Raw genomic sequence first — 20,167 nt, 5'->3', positions numbered from 1 at the left:
CCGGGGCGATGAGGATGCCGACCGGGCCTCCGCCGACCACGACGCGATCGCCTCCCGACCCCAGCATGCCTGCCGGGGGAGGGCCGGTGTACGCCACGGCAGTCGACTGCCGTGGCGTACGGGCGAGTTGGGCGAAGGACGGGACCTTGGGCCGGAACCCTCAGCCCCGCCGTCAGGAGACCCTGCGCTCGACCTTCGTCGTACCGGAGCCGACGGGCCCGATGCGCAGCACCGTCCCGGTGAGGTCGGTGATGAATCGGACCGGCACCCGTCCCTGTCCACCGGGTGCTGTCGCCGTCACCCGGTACTGCGCCGGGTGGGCGTCGCCGATCTCCACCTCCAGCACCGCGCTGGAGTTGGGCGGCACCGTCACCCGTGTCGTATGGGCGTCGGCCGACCGCCGTACGGCGACCTCGACCGGGCCGCGCACGGACGGCACCGTGCCCGTGACCTCGGTGAGGGCGCCGGTCCTGGGGCGGATCAGGAACTCCGCGGCTCCGGGCGCGGTGACACTGACGCCGAGCACGTGCCGGGGGATCGCGTTGGCCGGAGCCGAGGCCCAGGCGTGGGAGAACGTCATGTTGGACTTCAGCGCGGGATCCCAGGCCTCGGTGACGATGGTGGCCTTCAGCTCGTCGAGCATGTGCAGCCACGAGTTGGTCGCCGTGGAGGTGAGCAGCGCGAGTGCGGCGTCGGCGCGGCCGAGCCGGAAGAGGGCGTCGAGGAGGAACTGCGCTCCGTACACGCTCATCCGCATGCCGCCCGTTGCGAGCGTGTCCCCGAGCCGGGCGCGGACCTCGGCGTCGAGGGTGTCCGCGACGCCGAACGCGACCGGGAAGGCGGTGGCGTGCTGGGCGCTGTGCGTGGTGCCCTCGCCGTCGAGGAACCGGCCGGCCGTGCTGTCGAACAGCGTGGCGCGCATGGCGGTGCCGAGGGTGTCGGCGCGTGCGCGCAGGGCCGTCGCGTCGGCGTCCTTGCCGAGCGCCGCGGCGCACTTGGCCAGGGCGTCGAAGGCCGCGTACTGGAAGGCGTTGACAACGGTGTTGACGTTCGTGAAGACGTAGCCGTCGCGGCTGGCGGTCGGCCAGTCGACGAGGTCGCCCAGGTCCTGGCTGCTGCTGCCGGGCGCCTTGCGGACCAGGCCCTGGGAGTCCAGATAGGAGGTGAGGTTCTTCGCGGCGAGCAGGTCGTAGTCCTTGGCGAGCTGCCGGTCGTCGCCGGTGGCGAGGTAGTCCTCCCAGGCGGACAGCGCGCACATCAGCCGGTACTCGGTGGGCCAGGTGCCCTTGCGGACCAGGTAGTCGTTCGACCAGCGGGCCAGCGCGTAGGAGCGCTGGACGCCGTACTCGGAGAGCTGGTTGATCAGCGCGTCGCCCTCGTAGGGGCCGCGTTCCCGGGTCGGGGTGTCGGTGTAGAGATCGCCGCGGGTGGCCTCGATCGAGTACCGGCACAGCTCCCAGACCCGGTCGAGGTCGGGGTCGGAACTGCTGAACGAGGAGTCGCTGTCGTCCCAGTCGAGGCGCCAGGCACGCCCGGTGACGACGGCCCCGGACAGGTCGAGCGCCGTGCGGAGTTCGGCCCAGCGGAAGCCGCGGTAGCCCCAGTGTTCGAAGCTCTGCTGCCCGTCGCGCAGGGTCCACACCTCGCGGTAGGTGTTGGTGGCCCGCGTCTGGTACTTGACGGTGCCGTCGGTGTTCAACTCCTCACCGAGGCGCACCTCGACGGTGTCGCCCGCGCTCCCGGTGACCTTCAGGGCCAGTCCGCCGACGATCTCCCGGCCGAGGTCCACCAGCCAGCGGCCGTCGGCGACCTTGGTGACGGAGGCAGGGGTGACATCGTGCAGCCGCGGCGGCTCGATCGGGGCCGGGACGAGTCCACTGATCGCGGAGCGGACGACGGGAGCGTCCCAGCCGCTGTCGTCGAAGCCGGGCCCGGTCCAGCCGACGGGCTCCTGCCGCAGGTCCCAGTACTCCTGGGGGACGGTGAAGTAGCTGCTGCCCGCGCTGCCCTTGGCCGGCAGCAGCCCGCCCTGGCGGCGCGCCTTCCAGTGGTCCCCCGAGGCGACGGTGGTCCGGCTGCCGTCGGTGTACGTGACCTCCAGCTGGGCCAGGAACTTCTGCTGCGAGGTGGTCCAGCACAGCGCGGCCAGCGTGTTCGGCCCGCCGTCGCTCCGCAGGGTCGAGGTGATGTCGAACGCCTGGTACGCGGTCCCGGTGCCGGAGCGCACGGACGCGTGCCCGACGACGGTGCCGTTGCTCCACACCTTGGCCACGTACTGCCGGGCGGGGTCGGGGGAGCTGGCCGCGACGTAGAGGACGGCGGCGGCCGGCTCCTTGCCCGTGGCGGTCGCGTACTCGTGGCGCAGGAGCGCCCAGGTGTCGTCGGCCCCGTAGGAGGAGAGCGAGGTGGCCCCGGTGGGGAAGGTCAGTGTGCCGCCGGAGACCGTGCCGACGGAGAAGGTGCCCTTGTCGGAGGCGAAGTCGTCGTCGAGGAGAATCGTTCCGTCGGCGGCGGTGAAGGTGATCCGGTCGTAGACCTGGGACTCGGTCAGGCCGTTGCGCAGTCCGATGTTGCCGGAGGCGTAGCGGGTGTCGGTGGTGGTGTCGACGACGGTGCCGTTGACGGTCGTGGTGAAGGTGGAGCCCGTCATGGTGACAGCGAGATCGACCCACTCCCCGGTGGTGACGGCGAACGGCAGCCGGATCTCGCCGAGGACGGTGTACGTGCCGTTCACGCAGACATGCTTGCGCAGGACGCCGGCGCTTCCGGCACGCAGTTGCCACATGTAGTTGTTGGAGGTGTTCGCGGCGCGGAACCACACCCCGGCGGCCACAGTGGTGATCTTCAGCCGGGCGGTGAGGGTGCCGTCGGTCATCACCGGCCCGGCCGGCGCCCAGATCGGCTCGGCCTCCCACTGGTCCTCGACCGAGGTGGCGAGCAGAGCCGGCTCCGACCATGCGGACCGTCTGTCGCCCCAGCTGGCGACCCGCCACCAGTAGGCGGTACGGGGCTGCAGCGGCGGCCCACCGTATGGTACGGCGGTCGAGTCGGCGGACTTGCGCCTGCCCGAGTCCCAGACGAGCCGTTCGTCGGCGAAACCGTCGGGAGCGGCGGCCAGTTGCAGCTGGTAGGCGCGCTGGAGGGTGCCGGCGCAGAAGTCGGGCACCTGCCAGCTGAACCGAGGGTTCTGCCCGGCGCTCGTGCCGAGTGCCTGGGGGAGCAGATCGGCCAGCGTCCCGGTCGGCACGGGCGGCCGGCCGGGGTTCTTGGTGGCGCCCGGCCCGTCGGCCGCCAGTGCCGGGGACCCGGTCAGTACGACCGAGGCGGCCGTGGTGCCACCGAGTTGGAGAAGTCTTCGACGCGACAGGTCCCAGGACATTGGTGCACCCTCGGCTGGTGAAAGGTTTCAATGTGATTGCCCGGAGGTTAAGGTTCCACGTCCGGTCAGTCAATGCTTTCATCACTTATGGTTTCGCTGTGAATTGAAACGATTTAACAGAGGGGGCTCGCGACACGATCGGTCCGAGGAACGCAGAGGGCAGGGGGCAGGGGCACCACGTGCGGAGCGCGTTCGGGAGATCGGCGAAGCCGTTCCCGCGTCGCACTCCGTCGACGACGAATCCGGATGACGTCCGGAGCGACGCTGACTAGCGTTCCGCCCATGACCTCCCTGTCCGACGAGACCGATGGCAGGCGCGGCGTGTCTGTCCGCTGCGGCCACAACGCGTCCGTCGGCGTGGAGTTCCGCGATCGATTCAACTTCGACGAGGACTCCGTCCACTATGCGGTCGAGCTGCGGGCCCCGGGCCTGACCGCTCGTGTGGACGAGGTCGTCGCCTGGACCTGGGACAGCGATCTCGCCCTGTTCCTGGACGAACTCGCCGCGGACTACCGGGGATGGGACGGTGAACGGATCTGGCGGACCGACGACCGGGACCTGTCGGTGTCAGCCGTCTTCCGGTCTGGCGGCCACGTCGCACTGAACTGGACCTTGCGGCCGTGGCCGCAGGCAGCCGGCGTCTGGGACGCCTCGGTGACGACCTGGCTGGAGGCCGGCGAACAGATGACTTCCCTGGCGGCCGACCTCCGGCACTTTCTCGCCAGGGAGGACAGGTGACAGTCGGCATGCGCATCACCTGGACACCGTTGGCACATGGGTGGGCGGACTGTGTTGTCGAAGATCACCGGGCGAAGGCCGAACTGACCGCGTCCTACATCAGTGACGCGCCCGAGGAGTTCCTGACGGCGGTGGCCAGGCTCGTCGCGGGCGGGACGGAGACCCGTGCCCAGTTCGAAGCCGAACCGACCGCCTACCGGTGGATCTTCCACCGCGACGGCGAGGACGTCCGGATCCGGGTCCTGGAACTGCGCGACGGCAGCGATCACGACAACGACGGAACCCAGATCTGGTCGAGTCGGCTCGGCATCGACGTGCTCGCTCGCACCGTGATCCGCTGCTTCGACGAGGTCGCGTGGGCGTACGGCGAAACCGGATACCACGACAAGTGGGGCAGGTACTTCCCCCGAACGGAACTCGATGCCCTCAGACGCATCTGGCGCACTCGCCGGCGTCCCCAGGAGTCGTAGGGCGGTCAGTGTCGTGCACGCTGATCAGGGTGGTGGCGTGAAGCTCGCAGACATCGAGCGTCACGGAGTCCACGCAGGTCCGTGAGCGGCTGTTCGACATCAACAACCCGGCTGGCCGGGCCGGGTCCAACGACCCGAATGCGAAAGCCTCGACCGATGACATGACGGATGAGCAAGACCGCAGACGCCCGCCCGGGACCAGCACGAGTATCCCGAGCGAGTGCCACGCCGGAGTCCGTCCGACCTGCATGTTCGAAGAGATGCCGAAGCCTCAGTCGACAAACTCCATTGCTGGGTACTGGTCTGACGGCCCGTTCAGGAGACGGTCGGATCGCCCGCGCAACCAGTGGTCGAAGTAGGCGGAAACGTAGGCTTCGTTGGTGCGGATCGCCGTGGCCGGGTCGATCGTGCCGAGGATCTGTGTCTGGTCGGCCGGGGGAAGGCCCAGCTGGGGGAGCAGCGCCTCCGCGTCCGTGAACGACGCATGCTCCGAACCGCGTAGCGTGAGCTGGCGGTTCCAGCCGGGGGTGTGGGCGCGGAACGCCTGCCAGCCGGGCCCGGTGTCCGTCATTCCGTCCTTGCCCATGAGGAGGAACGGTCGTGCGAGCCCGTGTTCGGCCACCGGCATGAGTGTGCCGTCGAAGTTGGTGAGGTTGCCGTCCATGTTGATGCCCGCTCTGATTCGCGGGTCGGCATCCATGGCCGTGGCCGTGGCCGTGCCGCCCATCGAGTGACCGAACATGCCGACCTTGGACAGGTCGAGCCCTCCCGCGAGGCCTTTCGGCAGTCGTCGGCCGTCCACGTCAGGATTGCGGCCGGTGTTGAGCACGCCCAACTGGTCGAGGACGAAACCGGTATCGATCGTCCGGACAGTGAGGGACTTCTTGATGAACGCATCGGGGTCCGTCGGTGTGACCATGGTGGCGAGTGAGCCGTTGGGGAACTGCACTTCCGGGGATTCATAGGTGTTGTCGACGGTGACCACGACATAGCCCCGGCTGGCGAGGTCCGCTACCAGGGTGGTTCCCCAGGTCCGGGGCTCGCCCAGTCCTGGTGAGTAGATCAGCACCGGCCGTTTCCCGCCCTCCTCGGCAACCGGAGCGCCCTGTGCCACGTGCGTGACCGTGGCCGCCCAATCGACCTGTCCGGTCGGCAGGTTCATCCCGAGGTAGTCGTTGGCGGTCACCGAGTCGAAGTGCGCTGCCGCCTTGGGAAGCATGTATGGCGCGGCAGGGCGGCCTGCTGCACGCTTCGTGGGGTAGTACACGCTGATCATCAGCTCGCGGTGGTTGTGACCACTGTGCCAAGGGTCGGGCCGGGAGCGGTCCACGAGATGCACGGGCACTTCGCCGACCTCGTACCTGCCCGTAGGGGCGGGCAGACTCAGCGGGGCCGGCTTCACAGTCGGCCCAACTGCTGCGACGGCAGCGGCGGGCAGGACCGTGGCCAATGCGCTGATCGCGATGACCGCGCAGGCCATGGTGGCCCGCAGGCCGCGACGCCGGTTGATTCGTTCCTTGATCGACTGTTCCTCCGTCATGTCAGTCAATGCTGCAGGCCGCCAGCCGTATCCGCCATCCGGATGTACCCCCATTTCGTCCTGCGGTCATCCCTTAGGGGGCGGAGCGCGAAAAACTCCTGTGCGCCGGTTCGCACACCTCTGCGATCATCCCCGGATGGCGCACAGTCTTGAATCGCTGGTCATCCGGCACACCCACCGCCTCTCCTCTCCCAAGGGCTCCGCCGGTGAAGGAGCCACTGCCGCGCGGCAGTTCGACGCCGCGCTGACCTCTGTGGGGTTCAAGCTCTCGGCGGAGCTGCTGGAGAGGCTGTCGGGGCTGTCCCGGGCCGCAGTCGTGTACACCGCCGAGCGAACGCTGCGTACTGTGAGCGAGATGGTGGGCGACCACGTCCGGCACAACTCCTACTTCATCGACTTCCCGGCGAACGTGCCGGACACCGAAGAGTTCTGGATGCGGTGCGTGGTGAAGGCGCTCGGCGACGACAAGTCGCGTGAGAACGTCCTGACGCAGCTTGCACACGGGGTGCTGGATCTGCTCAGCCTCCCGACGTACGGCCGCTACCAGCACACCTACGAGGAGATGCTCGCGGCGCAGGACGAGCTGATCGCCTCGGCAGGCGACCGGGTGACCGTCCTGCACCTCGGGCGGGACCTGGAGTCCGAACTCGCGGACCTGTACCTGGCCTTGGCGGGCAGCACGACGCCACTGGGCGAGGACCACCTGCGCGACCTCAGGACCCTCGCCGAGCAGTGCGCGCTCGGCCCCCAGCCGGAGACGATCCCGGTCCGGGAGAACCGGGCCGTCGTCAACGAGGCCCGGCTCGCCGTCGGAGCGGACCTGCTGCTGGACACCGTCACCGATGTGCTGCGGCTTGCCTGCGCGCTGTCGGGCGGCGACGTCACGCTGCAGGAGCCGACCCGGTTCCGGGCTCTGTCGCGGCCGGCCCGCCGTGCACTGCTCGCGGGCCTCGACGCCGTGGTCGCGGCGAACCCCGCGAAGTTGGCCGACGTGCACGCGCACCGCGAGCCCTTCAAGCGACTCGGTGAGCGTCTCCACCCGCACGAGTACCCGCGCTGGCCGCACGCCGCCGATGTGTTCGCCGTGGCACGAGGCGAGAAGGAGGCGCGGTCGTTCGACAGCCGTCTGGAGAAGCTGCTCGACGAGTTCGACGTACTCGGCGCGGTGCAGCTGCTGAAGGCGGCTCCCGGCAAGCTGTTCCGCGCCCTGGACCTGCTGCTGCGTATCGCCGCCGACCAGGAGGAGCGGGACGCGGTGGTGGACGCCGCCGTACGGGTCGCCCCCGAGGTCTCCGGCCGGGTCGTCCTCTCGGTCCGCGAGCACTTCCACAACCGGGGCCGGGAGACCGACGACCCCCGCGTCTTCGTCAACCGTCGAGGTCGTGCCTGGGTCTGTGCCGACTACCGGCCGCCCGTGCCGGCCCCGGACCGGGACCGCCTGATCGCCGCCCTCGACACCGAGCTGCGCCGTCGGCTCCCGCAGCCGGGCCGACTGCTGATCGATCCCGACGTGGTCGACGTGGCACTCCCGCTCAGCGGCAGGGCGACCGCGTCCGGGCTCGGCGTACTGCCGCGCGGTTCGGTCTCGGCGGTCGACGGCGAACGACTGCGTTTCTTCGTGTACTGGAAGGAGAGCGCGGCGCGGACCGACTTCGACCTCTCGGCGCTGCTTCTCCACACCGACTACAGCACCGATTCCTGGCTTTCCTACACGTCGCTCACGGCCGTCGGGGGCCGGCACTCCGGTGATGTCACGGAGGCACCCGACGGGGCCTCGGAGTTCATCGACCTGTCCCTGGACCGGGTGCGCAGCACGTTCATCGTTCCGCAGGTCAACATCTTCGCCGGTGAGGGCTTCGAGGAGGTCGAGGAGTCGTTCTTCGGTTTCATGCTGCGCGACGGCGAGCAGAAGGGCCGGCCGTTCGAGCCGCGCACGGTACGGATGAAGTCGGAGCTGCGCGGCGTGGGTCGGGTGGCGCTGCCGCTGGTGTTCCGGCGTGAGGAGGACGGCCGGTGGCGTGCGAAGTGGCTGCACCTGTATCTGAAAGGCATCTCGTCGGCCAACCGGGTCGAGGAGAACCAGGTGTCGGTGGCGAAGGTGGTGCGCGCCGTCGTCGAGCGTGAACAGTTGACGGTGGGGTACCTGATCGACCTGATGTCCGGCGACGGCACGGGGATGGACATGGACCTGTGGGACGGCGACCAGGTCCCGGACGGGCCTGTGACGTACATCGGTCTCGAACCCCCCGAGGGGCTGCACCCGGACTCCCGGGTCATCACCCTCGAAAATCTGCGCGACTTGATACCGGCCTGAGTGCTAGCGTTGCTCTTGGCGAGGCCATGAAGGGGCTTCCTTCTCATTCACTGTAAATGAACTCAAGTCCGTTCGCTCTCCTCGCCCTTGGACTCGTCTGGGAGGCGCCCACGTGGCGCCTCCCAGGTTTTGTGTGCACCCCTCGTCCTGGGTGAGTTTCGGCCCGGCCGAACAGCAAGGCGTGGCCGCAGGGGAGTTGGGTGAGGACACGGCCGCTGTGCCGCGGGCGCGGGCCGTCAGGTCCTTGACGAAAGTCAGCCCTGCGAGGCGTTCGGTGACGGTCACCGGAACAGAGTCCCGACCCGACAGGAACTCATCGCGGCGGGCCCATCAACCGAGGTCCGCTCCCGCATGGAGTGCTGGGACGAGCGCCTGCCGAGGGTGCCGAACTCATGGGCGGCGACGGCGCTGCCGGGCCGCTGCCGCAGTGGCCCGTCTTCCCGCCCTTCGCTTCGAACTCCCGCACGGGATCGCCGTCGCTCACCTCACCTCTGGTGACGCCCGCCTTCGTTCACGGCGGACGGCACCGCACACGCAAGCGCGCACTTGATCGATGGACGGCACCGCTGCGCAGGAACTCCCCAGCCTGGAAACGCTGTTGACCGGCGGCAGGGTCACGTCGTGCCCGGTGAACAGTGCCTGGGTGATCAGTTGACCTCGGCCTGGTCTTCGGCCGGAGCCGATGCCGACGGGGTCGTGTCCTGGGTGTCGGTGGTGGTGTAGTAGACGGAGTTGCCCTGCTTGGTGCGCTGGGCATGGCTCTTGGCGACGAGCCCTTCAACTGTGGTGCGTACGACGGTGGTCTTGATGTTGCGGTCGGGGTGGGCCTCGCCGAGTGCCGTGGCGATCTCGGCTGCGGAGCGGGGTTCGTTCTGACCGGTGAGGTGGCGGCGGATGAGTTCGACGAGGGTGGGCTGTGTCGTCTTCGCGGCCGTCGTCTTCGGTGCGGTCTCGGACTTCTTGGCAGCCGGCTCCTTGACCGTCTCGCCGCTTTGCGCGGTGGCGGCCTTCTTCGCCCGCGTCCGCTTGCCCGCACCGGGCTGCGGAGCTGCCTTCTGTCGAGTCGCTGAGGGTGCTGCGTCCGCTTCGGGGGTGGGCCGAGTGGCGGTGTCGGTGACGCCGAGTGCGTTTCGCATGTTCGTCAGCACGGTGTTGTCGTGTTGCAGGGCGCGCAGTTGTTCCTGCAGCGCGTCGATCTCCGCGCTGATGCGGTCCTGCTCCTTGGCGTTGCGGTCGAGGTCGTTGGTCACCTGGGCCATGTACTGCGATGTCAGTTCGGTGGCGGGTGTCTTGCTGTCGGGCATGATGCTGACCTTTCCTCGGGGCGAGTTCGCGGGCTGTGAGGTAACTCGCAGAGTAGGCGCCTGGGCTGGGCGGTGATACCGCTTGGCTTGATTGAGTCTTGCGTGGGTCGCACCTGATGCAGCCTGTCTCCGGTGTAGAGATAGTACGGGGGCGGAGCCGGCTGTCGGGCGGAGTTCAGGTCGGGCCAGGGGACGGTGGGTCCGGCGGCCTGCCAAAGGGCGATGACCGCCCTCATGGCCCGCACACTCACTGGCGTAGCCAGGCCTGAACCGGCACGGAAGCCCACGTGGTGCCCAACCCGGGTTCTCCAGGAACAGCTTGCCGATCTCGCGTGGGGCCTCGGTTGTGTGGTCGCCGGTCATCAACCGCGCTGAATCGGCCGACAGCGGTCGCCGGCTGTCGACCGTCGGCCGCGGTGCCCTGGGCCAACAACTTGCTGCCGAACGCGGCCCAGTCGCCAGGCGGTGTCGGCCGACTCCCCGTTGCCCAACGGGAACGCGGGCAAGATGTCCCTGACCCTCGGGGCGCCGACCTCGGCGCGAACGGCGGTCGCTACCTCGATGTGGTCACCGCGAGCCACTGGTCCCACAGCGCCCGGCAGCGATCCGTTGCCCACACAGGCGACCAGAACTCATCGGGTCCGTCGGCACCCGGCGCACCCGCTCTGTCGCCAGGACCGGCGGCAACACGTCCGGATCAGTAGGGGAGTTCGGCGGATCACGTCCGGGCGGGTACGCGCAAGGCGAGCAGGGCGACGTCGTCGTCGTTGGCGAGGGGGCGGACCCGGCCCAGTAGTTGGTCGGTGAAGGAGGTCAGCGGGCGGTGGGCGAGGGCGGCGGCGTGTCGGCGCAGTCGCTGCAGGCCTTCGTCGAGGGTGTGGCCGGGTTCTTCGATCAGGCCGTCGGTGTACAGCAGGAGAGTGGATCCGTACGGCAACAACGCGGTGGCGTCGATACGGGGTTTCTGGGATCCGGTGCCCAGAAGAATCCCGTGACCGTCGGTGAGGTAGTCGGCCAGGCCGTCATGGCTGATCAACAGCGGCGGCGGGTGACCGGCATTGGTCCAGGACAGTTTCCATTGACCGTTGTGAGTCTCTTCGATCCGGGCGAGGATCATGGTGGCCATGGCGACGTCGGTGATGTGCAGCACCGCTTCGTCGAGGCGCTCGACGATCTGGCTGGGGGGCTCCTGCAGGGCCCAGGCGTAGGCGCGGAGCATGTTGCGCACCTGCGCCATGCCGGCCGCGGCCTCCAGATCGTGGCCGACGACGTCGCCGATGGCCAGCGCGGTGGCGCCGTCGGACAGGGAGAAGGCGTCGTACCAGTCACCGCCGACCTGCGAGGCGTCGGGCGCGGGCAGGTAGCGGACCGTCATCTGCAGCCCGGGGACGCGTGGCATCTGGGGCAGCAGGTGGTTCTGCATGGTCTCGGCGACCTTGCGCTGACGCTGGTAGAGACGCGCGTTGTCCAGTGCGAGGCCGGCGCGGCGGGCGATGTCCTCGATCAGCGGGAGATCGGGAGTGCCGAAGTCTCCCGGCTGCTTGGCGCGGCCCAGGGTCAGGGCTCCCAGGACTGCGCGGGTGCTGCGGATGGGTGCGATGGCCGCGGAGTGAATGCCGGTGGCGTCGAACAGACGGCGCTGCTCGACCGCGATGCCGGAGTCCGGTGGTCCCTGGTAGGTCTGCGGGCCGGCCAGCGTCGAAGCGACCCCGCGCAGGGCCCGGGACAAGGGCATCGGAGACTCCTCGGGAATCGGTGGCATCGGTCCCTGCAACTCCTCGTGGTGCACCAGGCCCTCACCGTCCGTCTCGGCGACGACAGTGCGCCACACCTCGTCGCGCTCCGTGATCAGATCGATGATGGCCCAGTCAGCCAGCCGGGGCACCACCAGGGTCACCAGCCGTCGCAGCGCCTCTTCGACATCGAGGGTCGAGGTGAGTTGTGTGGTGGTCGCGGCCAGCAGGGCGAGGCGTTCGAGTTCCGTCAGCAGTGTGGTCGCCTGCGGTGGTAGTGAGTCGGGTTCCCCCCGATGCCGGGGCTGGAAGAGGACGAGTGTGCTGTGGGCGTGCTCACCGAGGTCGAACGGGGTTATCAGCCACGAGATGCGCAACAGGGAGCCGTCCGCGCGGGCGAAGTAGTCCTCGTCTGCCTGAGCGGTGCGTCCGGCGTGGAAAGCCTGTCGCATCCGGCATTGGGTCCGGGGCAGGGGCTGGCCGTGGATGTCCCGGTGCAGCAGGTCGTGCGCGTCATGGCCGACGAGGTCTTCGGCCGACCGGTCCAGAAACTGCTCGGTTCGGGAGTTGACGGCGAGGATACGGCCCTGCTCGTCGACGAGGTAGGCCCCGGTCCCGAGGGCTTCCAGCGTCTCGGTGAGCCCGGCGGCCCGCGTCGCCAGGGGCTGTTTCCCGTGGCTCTCCGTATGTTCTGGTCCTGCCATGCGCTGAACTCCCTAGCTGATTCGCGGCACGCCCGCTCGGCGGTGCCTGCCTTTCCGACTGCCCCGGCGCCGACGGATTCAGCCTCGCCATCGCTCGCGGATGACAAACCGGCGCCGACGGCTGCGTCCCGACCAGTGCCCGGACGTGGTGCCGGGCCCGGGGTCCGAGACGGCATCGAGCCCAGGTCGCCCGGTGACGCCGGGCAGCGGCACAACGAACAGTGTCGGCGGCGCTACGCTGCGGTGTCATGCAGGGGACGCGCCTCGACAATGCTCGGATCCGGGCGGCTCGCCGACTGATCGACCCGGTTTTTCTCGGTACTCCGCTGTACTGCTGTGAGGCCTTGGAGCCCGGCCTCGGGTGCACGGTGAGTATCAAGCTCGAAACGGCGAACCCGGTACGCAGCTTCAAGGCCCGCGGGACCGAGGTGGTCGCGAGCCGGCTCGTCGACCACGGCCCGCGGGCCGTGGTGTGCGCCAGCGCGGGGAATCTCGGCCAGGCCCTCGCCTGGTCCGGACGCGGCCGGGGGCTCGACGTGACCGTCGTGGCATCCCGCTTCGCGACTGTCGCCAAGCTCGATCGCATTCGCGCGTTGGATGCCAGGCTGGAACTGGTGGACGGCGACCACGAGCTGGCTCGTGAGCGGGCGTCGGCCATCGCACGGTACGAAGGCATCCGTCTGGTCGAGGACAGTCTGGACATCGAGACCTGCGAGGGCGCGGCCACCATCGGCCTTGAGCTGGTGGACGCAGTACTGCCGTTCGATGCCGTTCTCATCGCTCTCGGTGGCGGGGCGCTGGCCACCGGTGTGGGCCATGTGCTGAAGGCCCTGGCGCCCGAGGTCGAGGTGATCTGCGTCCAGCCGCTGGGCGCTCCGGCGATGACACACTCGTGGCGCAGGCGGCGTGTCGTCACCACGGACTCGACCGACACCATCGCGGACGGCGTCGCCGGTCGGCGTCCGATCCCGGCCGTCCTTGACGATCTCCTTCTGGTCGCCGACGATGCCGTCCTGGTCCAGGAGACGTCGATCATCGCCGGGATGCGCATGCTCCTCGACCATGCCGGCCTCGTCGTCGAACCGTCGGCCGCGCTCGGCATCGCGGCGATCCTCGAAGACCGTGACCGCTTCGCCGGGCGGCACGTGGTCACCATCGTGTGCGGCAGCAACGTCGACGTGGAGGCCTATCACCGCTGGGTCGGCGCGGCACCCGGCCACCGGTCGTGACGATCGCTCGGTGGTCCCGCTTGCCTGTCGGCACCTGATGCGGGGGTGTGACGAAACGCCACAGGACCGCGGGAAGGCCCTGCGCCACCGGATCTGCGGTGGCGCAGGGCCTTCCCGTCAACGAGGAGACGGGCCGACTCGGACTAGCACTGGTAGAAGGTGATCTGTCCGTCGCCGTTCTCGTCCACCGACGTGCCCAAGACATTGTCGTCCGACGTCCAGCCGAAGGTCTGGGTCCCCGCGATCCGCACGTACCACCACACGTGTCCGTACGAGTTCTTGGTCCAGCAGTAGAAGTAGACCGTTTTGCCCTCGGCGGCCCATCCGGTGTTGGCACACCCCTCCGAGTCCGCGTACGGACCGCTCTTGAGGTTGACTCCCCACAGCATCACCGCGCGTCCCTCGCCGTTGGCGGTGGGTGTCCAGCATTCCGCCTGGGCGGAGGCGTGCGCGGCCGGGGCGAGTGTGGCGCCGGCACCGAACACCAGCAGGGCAGCGAACAACGCGGTCACGATGGATCGAATCAGGCCACGTTGCGACACAGCATTCAACACGGGCAGCTCCTTGTCCGAAAGGCATGGCGGGAGTCCGCGAGACCGCGAGAGCAGTCGTAGGTCGACGGACCCGAACCTTGTGATTCCAGAACGTACGTTCGCCGCCCACGCCCCGCGTCCCATGCGGGGTTGAACTCCCGTACAGACCACGGTGGTAGCCGCGCGGTTCCTGCAACTTTCGTGGTACCGCGGAAGTTTGACGCCCCGTCGGTTCGGCGGGCCTTACGCTGCTGCGATGCGGAACCGCCCCCTCGTCGTCGACACGCTGATCGTGGCGGCGCTGACCGTTGTGGCCGTGCTGCTGGGGCCGGAGGCCGCGCGCCAGGGGCAGCATCCGCTCGACGCGACCGCCTATGCGCTGGTGGTCCTGGTTCACCTGCCGCTGGTGCTCCGCGGCCGGGCTCCTGTCGTGGTCTGCTGCGTCGTTCACGCGATCTGGCTGGTGTACATCACCGTCGGCTACTGGCCCGTGGTGTGCAGCTTCGGCCCCATGCTCGGCGTCTACACCGTCGCCTCCCAGCGCGAGTCGCGCGTCTCCGTCTCCTGTTCCGCGCTGATGGGTGCGGTCTGGATCTACGCGGGCGTCGCCAACCACACCGATACCTGGGCGTCATGGGCGTCCATGGCCGCACAGGCCGTGGTCTATCCGGCGATGCTGTGGCGGTTCGGCGTCCTCGCCCGGCGTTCGACGGAGCTGGCCCGGCAGCTGCGCCGGGAACAGGCCGAGCGGGCCAGACGCGAGGTGGCCGAGGAACGGGGCCGGATCGCCCGTGAACTGCACGACGTGGTCGCCCACCACATGTCCGTGATCTCCGTGCAGGCCGGTCTCGCCCGGTTCGTCTTCGACACCGACCGCACGGTCACGCGTGCCGCGCTCGACACCATAGAAGCCACCGGCAAGGAGGCTCTCGACGAGCTGCGCCGCATGCTCATGCTGCTGCGTGCCGCCGAAGACGGCGCGCCCGCCGGCCCGATGCCGGGCCTGGCCCGTCTCGGCGAGATGATCGAACGAGTGCGCGCCGGCGGGGTGCTGGTCACCCTGACCGTCGAGGGGATCCTGCGTCCCCTGGCCCCCGGTGTGGACCTGTGCGCGTACCGGGTGGTGCAGGAGGCCCTCACCAACGTTCTCAAGCACGCGCCCGGCGCGAGTGCACGGGTATGGCTGAGGTATGAACCGCACCAGGTGGCTGTTTCGGTCACGGACGACGGAGAGGGGGTGATTCCAGACAGAGTGCGAACCGGCGGGGGACACGGCTTGCTTGGCATGCGGGAGCGGGCCAAGCTCTACGGCGGGGAGATCGACATCGGCCCGCAGGACCAGGGTGGCTTCGCCGTGCGGCTGATCCTGCCCACCTCCGCGCGGGCCGTTCAACAGGGGGACGACGCCACCACATGACCACAGTGCTCGTCGTGGACGACCAGTTCCTCATCCGGGCGGGCCTGGTAGGGCTGCTACAGGCCGCACCCGGCATCGAGGTGGTCGGCGAGGCGAGCGACGGCGCGGAGGGTGTGAAGCTGGCCGCCCAGACCGCTCCCGAGGTGATCCTGATGGATGTCCGGATGCCGGGCATGAACGGCATCGAGGCTACCGAACGCATCCTCGCCGGAGCTGGCGACCCCCCGCCCCGGATCCTGATGCTGACCACCTTCGACCTCGACGAGTACGTGTACGGGGCACTGCGTGCCGGAGCCTGCGGGTTCCTGCTCAAGGACTCCGGCCCGGAACGGCTGCTCGCCGCCGTGACCGCCGTCGCCGGAGGTGACGCGCTCTTCGCGCCCAGCGTCACCCGCCGCCTGGTGGAGGCGTACGCCCGGCAGACCGCCTGCGAACAGCCCCCCGATCTGGAGGCGTTGACCGCCCGCGAGCTGGAGGTTCTGAAACTGATCGCACGCGGGCTGTCCAACCTGGAGATAGCCGACCGCCTCTACATCAGCGAGGCGACCGTCAAGACCCATCTCAACCGCACGATGACCAAGCTGGACCTGGACAGCCGGGCGCAGGCCGTGGTGGTGGCGTACGAATCAGGACTGGTGACTCCGGGCGGACAGATGAGCTAGGATTGATCTTGAGCTGGTCGCCGCAACTCCGGTTGGCTGGTCGCGCGTTGGTGGTCCAAGGAAAGACGCCCCGCTTCCTGCGGGGAAATGCAGGTGCAAGGCCTGCCCGGCGCTCGGTTGAAGGGCCCGTCCGTACATCGGACGGGCCCTTCGCGTTGCCCGACGCGGGCTTGGGGTCAGGTGGAGCGGAGCGGTCGGCTGCGTCCCCGGAATGCCGGGGGAGATGGGGTGGGGACCGGGTGCCGGGACAGGTGGTCACGGTGAGCGCGGGGTGTGTCCGTTCCCGCCAGTGCCGCACGTTCCGAACGGTCACGTACCGGTCGGGGCCAGCACAATGTCGAAGGAGACCCGTGACCATGAGCCTTCCACCGCGTGGCCGTCCGGCGTCGGGGAGCCGGGATCCTGGCGTTCGAACCCTTTCACCAGGGACGCCTTGACCCCGAACACCGTGTCCGAGTCGAGCAGTTCGTCTCCGCGCACGAAGATGTGGGTGACCAGCGTGCGCTGCCCGGCGGCGCTGACCATGAAGTGCAGATGCGAGGCCCGCATCGGGGATCGGCCGACGGCCGCGAGCATCTTGCCCACGGGACCGTCGTGGGGGATGGGGTACGGCGTCGGTGTGATGCCCCAGAACGAGTAGCGTCCCTCGGCATCGGTGAACAGATGGCCGCGGGCCGCGGTCCGGCCGTCGTCGTGCTGGACGTCGTAGAGGCCTTCCGCGTCGGCCTCCCAGACCTCGACGCGCGCACCGGCGACCGGGTGTCCGTCGCTGTCGGAGACGGTGCCCTCGACCCAGCACGGCTCGCCGGTCGCACCGGCGGAGATGGAGCCGCCGAGGGGGACTTCGGGGCTGTTCTCGACGAAGAACGGACCGAAGACGGTCGCCTCGGTCGCGTCGCCGTACGCCTCGTTGTTGATGCCGATGGTCTGCATGGAAAGGCCGAGTACGTCGGAGAGCAGGATGAACTCCTGGCGCTTGTCGTCCGTGATGTGCCCGGCGGCGGTCAGGAACTCGATGCCCTTGGCCCACTCCTCCTCGGTCAGGCGGACCTCGCGGGCGAAGGCGTGGAGATGGTGCACGAGGGAGGTCATCAGCTGCTGGAGCCGCGGGTCGGGGCAGTCGCCGAACGAACGGGCGACGCGCTCGACCAGGTCCGCCTCGCGACGCTCCTGTTCGGCGGAGACGCTGCTGGTCATCGGGTCTCTGCTCCTTCCCAGACCGCGCGCAGCAGCCCGGTGATGTTGTCGAGGGTCACGGGGGCCGGATTGCCCGGTGGCACAGCGGCAAGGACCGCTTCCGCGGCGGGGACGATGCCGGACTCCGGCATGCCGTAGTCGCGAAGAGCCCGGGGTGCGTCGAGTTGAGCGCGCAGTCGGGCGAGCCCGCCGGTGGCGGACCCGGCGTCGAGGGCGGCGGCGATACGCCGCTCGGCGTCCGGCGCTGCCGGTGCGTTGAAGGCGAGTACATGAGGAAGGACGACCGCATGGGTCTGGGCGTGCGGGAGGTCGAACATGCCGCCGAGTACGTGACAGATCTTGTGATGGAGCCCCGATCCCGCCGAGGCGAACACCACCGCGGCGAGATAGGCGCCGTACAGGGCGTGTTCACGTCCGTCGAGGCCGCCCGGCTCGGCGGCGACCAGCGGCAGTCCGATGCGCAGGGCCTGGATGCCCTCGCCGGCCAGGGCCCGGTCGATCGGGTCGGCCCGTGGCGCCCACATCGAATCGACGCAGTGTGCTAGGGCGTTGAGGCCGGATGCCACGCTCAGGCCGACCGGCAGGGTGAGCATGAGTGTCGCGTCGTACACGATCGCGCGCGGGAGAACCCGGGGGTCGGTGCCGGTGGTCTTCCGGGCGTGCTCGGTGAGTCCCCAGACGTTGGTGACCTCCGAGCCCGCGTAGGTGGTCGGCACCGCGACAATGGGCAGACCGGTGGTGAGCGCAACGGCCTTGGCCAGGCCGGTCGTCGAGCCGCCGCCGACGCAGACGAGTGCGTCGACGCGATGGGCCGCGGCCTGTTCTCTGGCCCGCTCGGCGACCTCGACCGGCACGTGCATGGCCACCTCGTGGTGCCAGTGGGCCACGGGCAGTTGCGCGGCGACGCGTCGGGCGAGTTCACGCTCGGCGTCCCCGGCGATCACCATGACCCGGGACGCGCCGAGTTCCTTGATCTCGGCGACCAGGTTCTCCGCTGCCGCGCCGGAGGCGAACAGCACGCGCTGCGCGAGTGTGTCGCGGGCGAACCGCATGCCGCTCATGCCTTCCCCAGGATCTGGCGCATCGCCGTACGCAGTGCTCCTTCGGGGTCCTCGGGCATCGTCACCGAGCGCCAGGCGATGTGCTTGTCGGGCCGCACCAGTACGGCACCGCTCTCCTCGACCTCGCGCAGCTTCGCCCAGTCGTAGTAGAGGTCGGTGACCTCCCGGCCCGGCCCGATGACGACGGTCCCGAGCGGAATCCCGAACTCGTGCGCGACCTTTTCGGCCACCGAGGCCCACTCCTCGCCGGCGATGCCGGTGACGAGGGTGAAACGGTCGTAGGGGGCGAGGTCCATCATCGCCGTCCTGCGCATGGTGTCACCGACCCAGGCGTGCGGCAGATGCGAGCCGGGCACGGTGGACATCTCGTAGTACAGGTCGGGATCGCGGCTGGGCGCAGGCAACGAAGATCCGTCGGGGACGACCGCGGCCGACTGGTAGTACTGCCCGAGGTCCACTCCGTGGGCGTTGAACTCGTAGTTCTTCAGTTCCATCGCGGCGACCAGGGCGGCCCGCTTGGCCGCGCCCTCGGGCGTGTTGGCCTTCCGTTCCTCGATCGCCGCGACCATCTCGTCCTCCGTCGTGGCGTCCAGCAGTCCGAGCACCTCGAAGAACTGCACGAACTCACGGCTGGACCGGTTCGCCCGTCGCACGATGCGCTCCGCGACCGGCGCCCGCTCGGCCGAGTAGGTGTCGAGCAGACTCCGGTCGGCCTGGCCGCGCAGCACGAGAGCGAGCTTCCAGGCCAGGTTGTAGGAGTCCTGGATAGAGGTGTTGGAGCCCAGTCCGTTGCTCGGTGGATGCCGGTGGATCGCGTCCCCGGCACAGAAGACGCGGCCCTTCTGGAGGTGCCTGGCGTACATCTCGTTGTTGCCCCACAGGCTGGTGCCGGTGATCTCGACGTCGATGTCGGGCATACCGAGGAGATCCCGCACGATCTGGGTCGCGGACGCCTCGTCGACGACGGGCGGCTCGTCGTTGATGTCGTAGCCCCAGACGATCAGCCACTCGTTCCACGGACGCACCATGCGCACCAGGCCGGCCCCGATGCCTCCGACGTTGGCGCCCGGCTGGATCACCCAGTAGAGGACCGAGGGCCGGTGGCCGACGTAGGCCTCGATGTCGGCCTTGAACGTGATGTTCATCGACCCGGCGATGTCCATCTCGCCTTCGTAGGGCAGGCCGATGTCCGCGGCGACCTTGGACCGGGCACCGTCGGCCCCGATCAGGTACTTGGCCCGGATGGTGTACTCCGCCCCGGTCAGCCGGTCCCGGGCCAGGACGTCGACGCCGTCCGCGTCCTGCGCGTGCGAGACGTACTCCGTGGAGAACCGCGTCTGTGTGCCGCGCACGGTCGCGTTCTTGACCAGGATCGGCTCGAGATAGGTCTGCGGGATGTCCACCACGAGGCACGGCGACGCCAGTTGGTAGTCGGCCTCCCGCGCCGGGTGGGTGCCCCAGGTGTGGATGCGCCCGATCTCCTCACCGGCGATCGACGTACAGAAGACCGTGTCGCCGACCAGACGGTGCGGTGTGGCGTCGGCGAGGACCTGGTCCTCGATGCCCATGTCGCGGAAGATCTCCATCGCTCGCTGGTTGGTGATGTGGGCCCGCGGCGTGTTGGCCGTCCACCGGTACTTCGTGATCACCATGTTGTCGACCCCGAGTGTCGAGAGGAACAACGCCGCCGACGCACCGGCCGGTCCGGAGCCGACGATCAGGACGTCGGTCTCGACCACCGACGACGCGGGCGGACGGGTCTCGGGCTGACCATCGTCGAACGCAGGCATGTTCCACACCTTTCCTCGTCCCGGACAAGGGCAACCGGGCTGGTGCGTACGAGTGTCGGTGGACGTGCCCGGGCCGGCCCAACGATCCGGACCGGG

14 protein-coding genes are annotated in these 20,167 nt (G+C 69.2%); 6 read left to right on the top strand and 8 right to left on the bottom strand.

Features of this window, described 5'->3' with window-relative positions:
* Nucleotides 1-172: 172 nt before the first annotated feature.
* Nucleotides 173-3,379 (bottom strand): family 78 glycoside hydrolase catalytic domain, encoded by a 3,207-nt coding sequence (locus tag OHN74_RS01850; protein ID WP_327692723.1) that lies wholly within the window; start codon nt 3,377-3,379, stop codon nt 173-175.
* A gap of 282 nt (nt 3,380-3,661) precedes the next feature.
* Here OHN74_RS01850 and OHN74_RS01845 point away from each other — a divergent pair, with 282 nt between their 5' ends.
* On the top strand, nt 3,662-4,117 hold the full coding sequence (locus OHN74_RS01845; RefSeq protein ID WP_327692722.1) for a DUF6228 family protein: 456 nt from the start codon (nt 3,662-3,664) through the stop codon (nt 4,115-4,117).
* Complete coding sequence (locus OHN74_RS01840; RefSeq protein ID WP_327692721.1) at nt 4,114-4,587, top strand: hypothetical protein; 474 nt, start codon at nt 4,114-4,116, stop codon at nt 4,585-4,587. Before OHN74_RS01845 ends, OHN74_RS01840 begins: the two co-directional genes overlap by 4 nt.
* Nucleotides 4,588-4,858: 271 nt before the next feature.
* On the opposite strand, the gene OHN74_RS01835 is transcribed toward OHN74_RS01840, so the two are convergent.
* Entirely contained in the window at nt 4,859-6,127 is a 1,269-nt protein-coding gene (locus OHN74_RS01835) for an alpha/beta hydrolase family protein (protein WP_327692720.1), read from the bottom strand.
* Between the two features lie 136 nt (nt 6,128-6,263).
* On the opposite strand from OHN74_RS01835, the gene OHN74_RS01830 reads away from it, so the two are divergent.
* Nucleotides 6,264-8,441, top strand: a complete 2,178-nt coding sequence (locus OHN74_RS01830; protein ID WP_327692719.1) for a hypothetical protein — start codon at nt 6,264-6,266, stop codon at nt 8,439-8,441.
* A gap of 647 nt (nt 8,442-9,088) precedes the next feature.
* Here OHN74_RS01830 and OHN74_RS01825 read toward each other — a convergent pair.
* Both OHN74_RS01825 and OHN74_RS01820 read right to left on the bottom strand, forming a co-directional pair.
* A complete protein-coding gene (locus tag OHN74_RS01825) occupies nt 9,089-9,745 on the bottom strand; it encodes a hypothetical protein (protein ID WP_327692718.1) in 657 nt (218 codons plus the stop codon).
* A 718-nt stretch (nt 9,746-10,463) separates the two neighbouring features.
* The gene (locus OHN74_RS01820) at nt 10,464-12,182 is read right to left on the bottom strand and encodes a SpoIIE family protein phosphatase (RefSeq protein WP_327692717.1); all 1,719 of its coding nucleotides are present in this window, start codon (nt 12,180-12,182) and stop codon (nt 10,464-10,466) included.
* Nucleotides 12,183-12,430: 248 nt separating this feature from the next.
* Between OHN74_RS01820 and OHN74_RS01815 the strand changes: the two genes are divergently transcribed.
* A complete protein-coding gene (locus OHN74_RS01815; protein ID WP_327692716.1) occupies nt 12,431-13,411 on the top strand; it encodes a threonine ammonia-lyase in 981 nt (326 codons plus the stop codon).
* 143 nt (nt 13,412-13,554) lie between these two features.
* On the opposite strand, the gene OHN74_RS01810 is transcribed toward OHN74_RS01815, so the two are convergent.
* Nucleotides 13,555-13,923, bottom strand: a complete 369-nt coding sequence (locus OHN74_RS01810; RefSeq protein WP_327692715.1) for a hypothetical protein — start codon at nt 13,921-13,923, stop codon at nt 13,555-13,557.
* A gap of 277 nt (nt 13,924-14,200) precedes the next feature.
* On the opposite strand from OHN74_RS01810, the gene OHN74_RS01805 reads away from it, so the two are divergent.
* Together OHN74_RS01805 and OHN74_RS01800 are read left to right on the top strand one after the other, a co-directional pair.
* Nucleotides 14,201-15,361 (top strand): sensor histidine kinase, encoded by a 1,161-nt coding sequence (locus OHN74_RS01805; RefSeq protein ID WP_327692714.1) that lies wholly within the window; start codon nt 14,201-14,203, stop codon nt 15,359-15,361.
* On the top strand, nt 15,358-16,023 hold the full coding sequence (locus tag OHN74_RS01800) for a response regulator transcription factor (RefSeq protein WP_327692713.1): 666 nt from the start codon (nt 15,358-15,360) through the stop codon (nt 16,021-16,023). Before OHN74_RS01805 ends, OHN74_RS01800 begins: the two co-directional genes overlap by 4 nt.
* Before the next feature lie 309 nt (nt 16,024-16,332).
* Here OHN74_RS01800 and OHN74_RS01795 read toward each other — a convergent pair whose 3' ends face one another.
* The 3 genes from OHN74_RS01795 to OHN74_RS01785 are packed head-to-tail and all read right to left on the bottom strand — an operon-like array spanning nt 16,333 to nt 20,071.
* Entirely contained in the window at nt 16,333-17,220 is an 888-nt protein-coding gene (locus OHN74_RS01795; RefSeq protein WP_327692712.1) for an intradiol ring-cleavage dioxygenase, read from the bottom strand.
* A complete protein-coding gene (locus OHN74_RS01790; protein WP_327699948.1) occupies nt 17,217-18,272 on the bottom strand; it encodes a maleylacetate reductase in 1,056 nt (351 codons plus the stop codon). Before OHN74_RS01790 ends, OHN74_RS01795 begins: the two co-directional genes overlap by 4 nt.
* Nucleotides 18,273-18,277: 5 nt before the next feature.
* On the bottom strand, nt 18,278-20,071 hold the full coding sequence (locus OHN74_RS01785; RefSeq protein WP_327692711.1) for an FAD-dependent oxidoreductase: 1,794 nt from the start codon (nt 20,069-20,071) through the stop codon (nt 18,278-18,280).
* Between the last annotated feature and the right edge of the window lie 96 nt (nt 20,072-20,167).

This window comes from Streptomyces sp. NBC_00459 (genome assembly GCF_036013955.1).
GTDB lineage: Bacteria > Actinomycetota > Actinomycetes > Streptomycetales > Streptomycetaceae > Streptomyces.
This window is presented reverse-complemented; position numbering and strand designations above follow the sequence as displayed.

Bases quoted from the DNA above. Each gene is read 5' to 3' on its own strand.
- OHN74_RS01850 (WP_327692723.1), bottom strand. From the start codon at position 3,379: ATGTCCTGGGACCTGTCGCGTCGAAGACTTCTCCAACTCGGTGGCACC.
- OHN74_RS01845 (WP_327692722.1), top strand. From the start codon at position 3,662: ATGACCTCCCTGTCCGACGAGACCGATGGCAGGCGCGGCGTGTCTGTC.
- OHN74_RS01835 (WP_327692720.1), bottom strand. From the start codon at position 6,127: ATGACGGAGGAACAGTCGATCAAGGAACGAATCAACCGGCGTCGCGGC.
- OHN74_RS01830 (WP_327692719.1), top strand. From the start codon at position 6,264: ATGGCGCACAGTCTTGAATCGCTGGTCATCCGGCACACCCACCGCCTC.
- OHN74_RS01825 (WP_327692718.1), bottom strand. From the start codon at position 9,745: ATGCCCGACAGCAAGACACCCGCCACCGAACTGACATCGCAGTACATG.
- OHN74_RS01820 (WP_327692717.1), bottom strand. From the start codon at position 12,182: ATGGCAGGACCAGAACATACGGAGAGCCACGGGAAACAGCCCCTGGCG.
- OHN74_RS01815 (WP_327692716.1), top strand. From the start codon at position 12,431: ATGCAGGGGACGCGCCTCGACAATGCTCGGATCCGGGCGGCTCGCCGA.
- OHN74_RS01805 (WP_327692714.1), top strand. From the start codon at position 14,201: ATGCGGAACCGCCCCCTCGTCGTCGACACGCTGATCGTGGCGGCGCTG.
- OHN74_RS01800 (WP_327692713.1), top strand. From the start codon at position 15,358: ATGACCACAGTGCTCGTCGTGGACGACCAGTTCCTCATCCGGGCGGGC.
- OHN74_RS01795 (WP_327692712.1), bottom strand. From the start codon at position 17,220: ATGACCAGCAGCGTCTCCGCCGAACAGGAGCGTCGCGAGGCGGACCTG.
- OHN74_RS01790 (WP_327699948.1), bottom strand. From the start codon at position 18,272: ATGCGGTTCGCCCGCGACACACTCGCGCAGCGCGTGCTGTTCGCCTCC.
- OHN74_RS01785 (WP_327692711.1), bottom strand. From the start codon at position 20,071: ATGCCTGCGTTCGACGATGGTCAGCCCGAGACCCGTCCGCCCGCGTCG.